Origin of the sequence: Thermus hydrothermalis, assembly GCF_022760925.1 — a bacterium.
Classification (GTDB): domain Bacteria; phylum Deinococcota; class Deinococci; order Deinococcales; family Thermaceae; genus Thermus; species Thermus hydrothermalis.
Window position 1 is genome coordinate 100,398 of the sequence record NZ_JAKTNT010000001.1, and the last position, 6,236, is coordinate 106,633.

General features: G+C 65.7%; 6 protein-coding genes. 3 read left to right on the forward strand and 3 right to left on the reverse strand.

What is annotated here, in order from left to right; all coding sequences use genetic code 11:
- Positions 1-118: 118 nt before the first annotated feature.
- A complete protein-coding gene (locus tag L0C60_RS00535) occupies positions 119-307 on the forward strand; it encodes a hypothetical protein (protein ID WP_234507800.1) in 189 nt (62 codons plus the stop codon).
- 503 nt (positions 308-810) lie between these two features.
- Here L0C60_RS00535 and L0C60_RS00540 read toward each other — a convergent pair.
- The 3 genes from L0C60_RS00540 to L0C60_RS00550 form a co-directional block, all read right to left on the reverse strand.
- Positions 811-1,281, reverse strand: coding sequence for a type II toxin-antitoxin system HicB family antitoxin (locus L0C60_RS00540; RefSeq protein ID WP_243092380.1), 471 nt, complete (start codon positions 1,279-1,281; stop codon positions 811-813).
- A gap of 37 nt (positions 1,282-1,318) precedes the next feature.
- Entirely contained in the window at positions 1,319-1,567 is a 249-nt protein-coding gene (locus L0C60_RS00545) for a type II toxin-antitoxin system HicA family toxin (protein ID WP_326491141.1), read from the reverse strand.
- A gap of 356 nt (positions 1,568-1,923) precedes the next feature.
- Positions 1,924-3,456 carry a Ppx/GppA family phosphatase gene (locus tag L0C60_RS00550; protein ID WP_234507803.1) on the reverse strand — a complete coding sequence of 511 codons (1,533 nt, stop codon included), beginning with the start codon at positions 3,454-3,456 and terminating at the stop codon, positions 1,924-1,926.
- On the opposite strand from L0C60_RS00550, the gene L0C60_RS00555 reads away from it, so the two are divergent.
- Complete coding sequence (locus L0C60_RS00555) at positions 3,457-5,343, forward strand: phospholipase D-like domain-containing protein (RefSeq protein ID WP_234507804.1); 1,887 nt, start codon at positions 3,457-3,459, stop codon at positions 5,341-5,343.
- Positions 5,232-6,236, forward strand: a 1,005-nt coding sequence (locus tag L0C60_RS00560; RefSeq protein WP_243092381.1) for an RNA-guided endonuclease InsQ/TnpB family protein, incomplete at its 3' end; no start/stop codon positions are given. The genes L0C60_RS00555 and L0C60_RS00560, both read left to right, overlap by 112 nt.

Consider the following 6,236-nt stretch of genomic DNA (forward strand, 5'->3'; position numbering starts at 1 on the left):
GCCACCTCTCCCTGGACTTGAAACAATAGCGGCCGGTACGCCGTTGCGGACCTCAAAACCATCCACTTGTGCACCCAGGGGGATACTTATCTGCCGTGACCCCTTGAAAAAGGCTCTGATGACGGGTGCTATACCCCCAGCCCAACCCCTACCCATGGCCATCCCGCCAAGCCCTCACCTGGGGGCATCCCTCAAAGCCCTCCTCCCCCAGGGCCACGGCCAGGCGGAGAGGGAGGCGGTGAGGGGGGTCTTTCCTGAGCTGGTGGCACGGGTCTCCACGCGGGAGTTCTCGCTTCTCAGGCTCTAGCCTTCCTCTCTGGGGATAGGTGTGGGAGATGAGCGTTTATGCGGGATATACGAGGGGTGCAAGTTTTGAGAAAGGGCTGCAGCGCCCTTGTAATCATCCCCCACGAGCCCCCGACCCCGGGGGCAGGGTACGAGGTCTACGTGCAGAGGCAAATCGGGAGCGCCACTTGGGAGAGGACTTGGTGCTTCTGGGTGGACACTACCCTAGTCCCCTTTTGAAGAGGCTTTGAGGTATTGGACGCAGTGAGCTACCCCCAGGGGGTAAAGGGGGGTACAAGCCTCCAGGCCCTCCAGGGGATTTCTCCCTGTCGTAGGCCCGGGGGACGGAGACCCCGGCGCAGGCGGAGACCTTTCCTCGTAAGGGCCGCATAAGGCCTCCACCGGAGTAGGGACCCTGTTTTCTCGCCCCCCACCGCTTCCAGGCCTGTTTCTTAGCGGCGACGGCTTTGGGTATCTCCCATGCCCTAGGGTTATCCCGCTTGGGTGGGCCCACGCCCCTAAACTCTAAACTCGTACCCGCACCTCCACCTCTCCCCCCACGGCCTCGGCGAAGCGGCGGAGCGTGTCCAGGCTGTGCCCGAAGTAGAAGGGATCCAGCAGGCGGGACACCGCAGAAGGGGTGGTCCCCATGCGCCGGGCCACCTCCCGGGCGGTGAGGCCCGAGGCCTTCAGGGACCGCCTCAGTTCCAGGCTCACGGGGTTCACGGGGGCAGGGGTCACGTAGCTCAAGAAGTAGCCTTCCCGCTCCCGCTCCGCCTCCTCTTCGGGGCGCAGGGCGCGCCCGGGCGGAGGAAGAGCCCTCCCCTCCTCCTTGAGCTCCACAAGGGCCAGGGCCAAGCCCCGGGCTAGGCTCCGCTCCACCTCCTCAGGGGAAACCTTCCCCCACACGGCCACGGGCAGGTCCAAGGCGAACCCTGCCCACCTTCCCGTCCCATCCCTTTCCAAAAAGCACGGATATGCGCCTTCTCTTCTCATCCTTCTCCCAAAAGGGGGGCCGAAGCCCCCCTCTCCCCTACCCTTTGCCCCTTTGGCCGCCGCCCTTCCGGAAGAGGTCCTCCGATAGCCCCGCCATCTGCAAAATCCGCTTGAACGTCCCCAAAGGGGGTGGATCCTTGCCGGGATCCAGGACCACGAGGCGGCCATCTGGGTGTTTCCAAACCTCGTGGTCCCCCTTGCCCCGCTTGGGCATCGGGACAAAGCCTTCCCGCCGCAAAACCCGCCGGATTTCCCGGTACCGAGGAGGGACAAGCTTCCCGCTAATCCTCTACCTCCTTTTCCCGAATCCCGGGGGGGTGGGACCTCCGGGACACCATAGGTTAGCAAATTTGAGAACATTTGTCTAGGGGTGCCTCCCCTGAGCTCTAATCACTTTGGTCCGTAGGGGCTTGACAAAGGGAAACAAAGAGGGGGGTTGTGTAAGGTATGCGAACCCACAACCCTCTCCTCCAGGCTACCACCACCTGGGTCCACACGGTCTTCCGGCCCCTCAGGAAACCCGGGCGCACCCACTTGGCCTCCTTCTTTGCGGGGCGTGGCGGTGCGGGTGCTTGGAAGTCTTCCCCGGCAACTGGCACAGGGGTAGGGAAGGGGATGAGAGCTCAAAGGGCCGAGACCCCTTCACTCCCCCGCCCACCGCACCTCCAAGGCCAAGCCAAAGGCCTTCTGAAAAAGCCCCGCCTGCTTTTCCGCCTCTACCCGCTCCACCCAAGGGTCCTCCGCGGCCTCGAGGAGAAGGCGAACCCTTTCCCCAAGCTCCACCCTCACCCCCCGCACCCGGCCCGAGCGGGTGCGCTCCAGCATCTCGGCGAGGCGCAACAGGGCGGAAAGCCTTAGGAGGCGCTTGGCGTCTCCCCGCTCCAGGAGGGGCTTTAGGGCCCCGGGAGAGGGGTCGCCCCGGCGGTGGTAGCGCACCAGGAGGCCCAGGAGGGCCTGCTCCCGGTGCCGGAAGCCCAAAAGGGGCTCAGAGAAGACCAGGTAGGCCCCGTGCTTGTGGTGGTCGTGGTAGCCCAGGTGCATGCCGATATCGTGCAGATGGGCGGCTTCCGAAAGGAGGCGCTTTTCCTCCTCTCCCAGGCGGTGCAAGGGGGCAAGCCCGGCGAAAAGCGCCAGGGCCAGGGCCTTCACCCGGTCCCGGTGGGCTTCGGAGAAGGGGTAGCGGCGGAAGAGGCTTTCCACGGCGAAGGCCCGGGGGTTGGGAAGGAGGTGGGGTGGCGGCAGGAACCGGGTGAAGAAGGCCCCTTCCCGGATGCCCATCCCGCTGACCCAAAGCCCCGGGGCTTGGAAATAGGCGAGGAGCGCCCGGAGGAAGGCCAAGGAGGCGGGCAGGGTGCGGGCCCGGTCGGGCTGGAGGCCGGGAAGCTCGGCCCGGTCCTTTAGGGGAAGGCGCAGGACCTTCTCGTAAAGCGCTTCCAACCCCTCCCGGGGCAGGAAGTAGCCGTGGAGGTGTTCCCAGGGGTAGTCCCGCCCCTTGGCGTGGAGGCGGGCGATGGCCCGGAGGTTGCCGCCTAGGCCCACGAGGGGTAAACCCTCCGGTAGCCCCAAGCCCCGAAGCGCCTTGGCCACCGCCTTCTCCAAAGCGCGCACCTCCTTGTGGCTTGGCGGGTCGCTATGGAGGAAGGCCTCCGTGAGCCGGAGGGCCCCGAAGGGTAAGGCCTTCCCCTGGCGGAAGCGGCGGCCTTCCATGCGGGAAACCTGGGCGCTTCCTCCCCCTTGGTCCACCACCAGGGCGTCCTCCAGGAAAAGGCCGTTGGCCACCGCCAGGACCCCCAGGCGGGCCTCCTCCTCCCCCGGCACCACCTGGGCCCGGAGGCCCAACCGCCAAGCCTCCTCCAGGACCAGGTGCCCGTTTTCGGCGTCCCGGATGGCGCTCGTGGCCAGGACCACCACCTCGTCCACGGGGGAGGCCCGGAGGAAATCGGCGAAGGCCCGGAGGGCCTTCCGGCCCCGGGCTAGGGCCTCTTCCACGATGCGCCCCCCTGCAAGCCCTTCCCCCAAGGCCACCGCCTCCCTTAGCTCGTCCGCCAGGAGGTAGTACGCCCCAGGCCGGTAGCGGTAGACCACCAGGCGAAAGGTTCCCGAGCCCAGGTCCAAGACCGCCAAGGAACGCTCCTTGACCTCCTCCTGATCTAAAGCTGGCGTAATCTGTAGCAAATGCGCCTCCTCCCCGAAGCGAGCTGGCTCCAGTTTAACCGGAGGGTGCTCCGGCAAAGCGAGCGACCCGACTTTCCCCTTCTGGAGAGATTTCGCTTTCTTGCCATCTGGAACCGCAACCTGGACGAGTTCTTCGCAGCCCGCATCGCCAAGATCTTTCTGAAGGGGCGCGGGGATGCGGCCCACCTGGCCCTTTTGGAAGAGGCGAGGGCCCAGTCCCTCTATGCGGCGAAGCGCTACTGCGCCCTTCTCAAGGAAGCGGCCCCAACGCTCCAGGTCCTCGCCGCCGAGGCCCTGGACGAGCTGGACTGGATGTACTTCCGCGTCTATCTGGCGGAGGTGGTGGCCCCCCGCACGGACCTCATCCCGTGGGAGGCGGTGGGCGACCTCTCCCACGGGGCCCTTTACTTCGCCTCGCCCAAGCACTTGGTGCGGCTTCCCCAGGACCTGCCCCGCCTCCTCCCGGTGCCGGGAAGGGAGGGTACCTTCGTGCGGCTTGGGGCCTTGGTGCGGGCGCGGAGCGACCTCTTCCTGCCCGAGGAGGCGCCCTTGTACGAGTTCCGGGTCTTGCGCCTTTTGGAAAGCGAGCGGGCCCGGGCGGACTGGGATGAGTTGGCCCAGGCCCTCGAGGGGCGGCAGGAGGGGGTGCCCACCCTCCTGGTGGCCGAGGAGGGCTTCCCGGAGGCCTGGCTCGAGGGCCTACGCCAGGGCCTGGACCTTCTCCCCGAGGAGGTGTTCCGGCTTCCCCCGCCCCTGAACCTCACCCTGGTGGAAACCCTAGTGGAGGCGGGGCCTTCAGGGTGGCGTTTTCCTCCCCTTAAGCCTGCCCGCCCCAAGGCCTTCCTGAAAAACCCCCTAGGGCGATTGCGGCAAGAAGACCTCCTCCTCTACCACCCCTTTGAGGACTACGGCGCCGTGGAACGGTTCGCCGAGGCGGCCCTCCTCCCCGGGGTGGTGGAGGTCTACGCCACCCTTTACCGCATCGGGGAGGAAAACCCCTTGGCGGAGGCCCTCCTGGAAGCGGCCCGGCGGGGAAAGCGGGTGCATGTGCTCCTGGAAGGACGGGCCCGGTTTGACGAGTTGCAGAACCTCCGGTGGTACCTGCGTTTCCTGAGGGCGGGGGTGGAGGTGCTACCCCTTTCCGAGCGCAAGGTTCACGCCAAGGCCCTGCTCCTCTTGACCCGGGAAGGGGGCTTCGTCCATCTGGGCACCGGCAACTACAACCCGCAGAATGGGCGGCTCTACACGGACTTTTCCCTCTTCACCGCCCGGGAGGAGGTGGTGCGGGACGTCCACGCCTTCTTCCGTGCTGTGCGGGAGGGGAGTTTCCCCGGCCTCGCCCTGTTGCGCACGGGGGAGGCCATCCGGACCCTCCTGGTGGAGTCCATCCTGGCGGAGGCCCATCCCAAGGGCCGGGTAATCCTCAAGTTCAACCACCTTACCGACCCCGAGGTGCTCTCCGCCCTGGTGGAGGCGGCGGAGGCGGGGGCCCGGGTGGACCTTCTGGTGCGGAGCACCCTGACCCTACTCCACCCCGCTTTCCACGCCAAAAGCCTGGTGGCCCGCTTCCTGGAACACGCCCGGGTGGCCGCTTTCCGGGCGGGGGGCGCCTGGAAGGTCTACCTCACCAGCGCCGACGCCATGCCCCGGAACTTTCAACAACCGGGGTCTGGGGCAAGAGTCCCCGACCATACTGCGGTAGTGGTTGGTCGGGGAGGTAGAGCCCCAAGCCGCCGCAAGGCGGCTAAACCCACTCACCTTGCTATACTTTGTTTGTGCAGACCCTCACCCTTCGTTGCACCCTCAAGCCTACCGCCGCACAAGAGGCGGCATTGGAGGCCACGGTGCAACTGTTTACTAAGGGTTGCAACCATGCCCTTAGGATAGCTAAAGAGAAGGGGGAGTTTCGCAAGTTCAGGTTGCAACGTCTGGTTTACCGGGACCTCCGGGCGATGGGACTCTCGGCCAACCTGGCGATACAAGCTATCTTCCGTGTGGCCCGAAGGAAGGGTAGTCGGGCCAAGTTCTACCGACCCACCTCCTGTACCTTTGACCAGCGCACCCTGTCCCTGCGGGGTGAGTCGGTTTCGCTGACCACGGTATCTGGCCGGATGGTCATCCCGATGAAGCTGGGCAACTACCAGCGGGACCTTCTGCAACGGGCTAAGAGCGTCCAAGGCGGGGTGCTCACCAAAGGGCCGAGGGGTAAATGGTACATCCACCTTTATCTCCGCATAGAAACCCCTGAGCCCCCTAGCGGTGAGGGCAAGGTGGTAGGGGTTGACCTGGGACAGAAGGCGCTCGCTACCCTCTCCACCGGGGTGCAGTTTTCCGGCGGCTTCCTCAAGGGGAAGCGCTTGCACTACCTGGAGAAGCGGGCCGAAGTACGGAGCAAGCTGGATTGCCCTTCCGAACGCACCAAAGGGGTGAAGCGCCTTTGGGCACGGCTTACGGGAAGGGAGGCCCGCTTTGTAAAACATGCCCTGCACACCCTGACGAGGCGGATCGTGGACAGCCTGGAGCCTGGGGACATCCTGGCGATAGAAGACCTGACGGGTCTCAGAGAACGAACTACCAAGCGAGGGGCTAAGGAAAGGCACCTGCATAACCTCTGGCCCTATGCCCGCCTGCGCTCCCTTTTGGAGTATAAGGCGGCGCTCAAGGGAGTTCAGGTGGTAGCCGTTGATCCCAAGTATACCAGCCAGGAATGCCCCCGGTGCGGCCACACGGCCAGGGAGAACCGCAGGAGCCAGGCCCTTTTCCGGTGTCAGCGGTGTGGC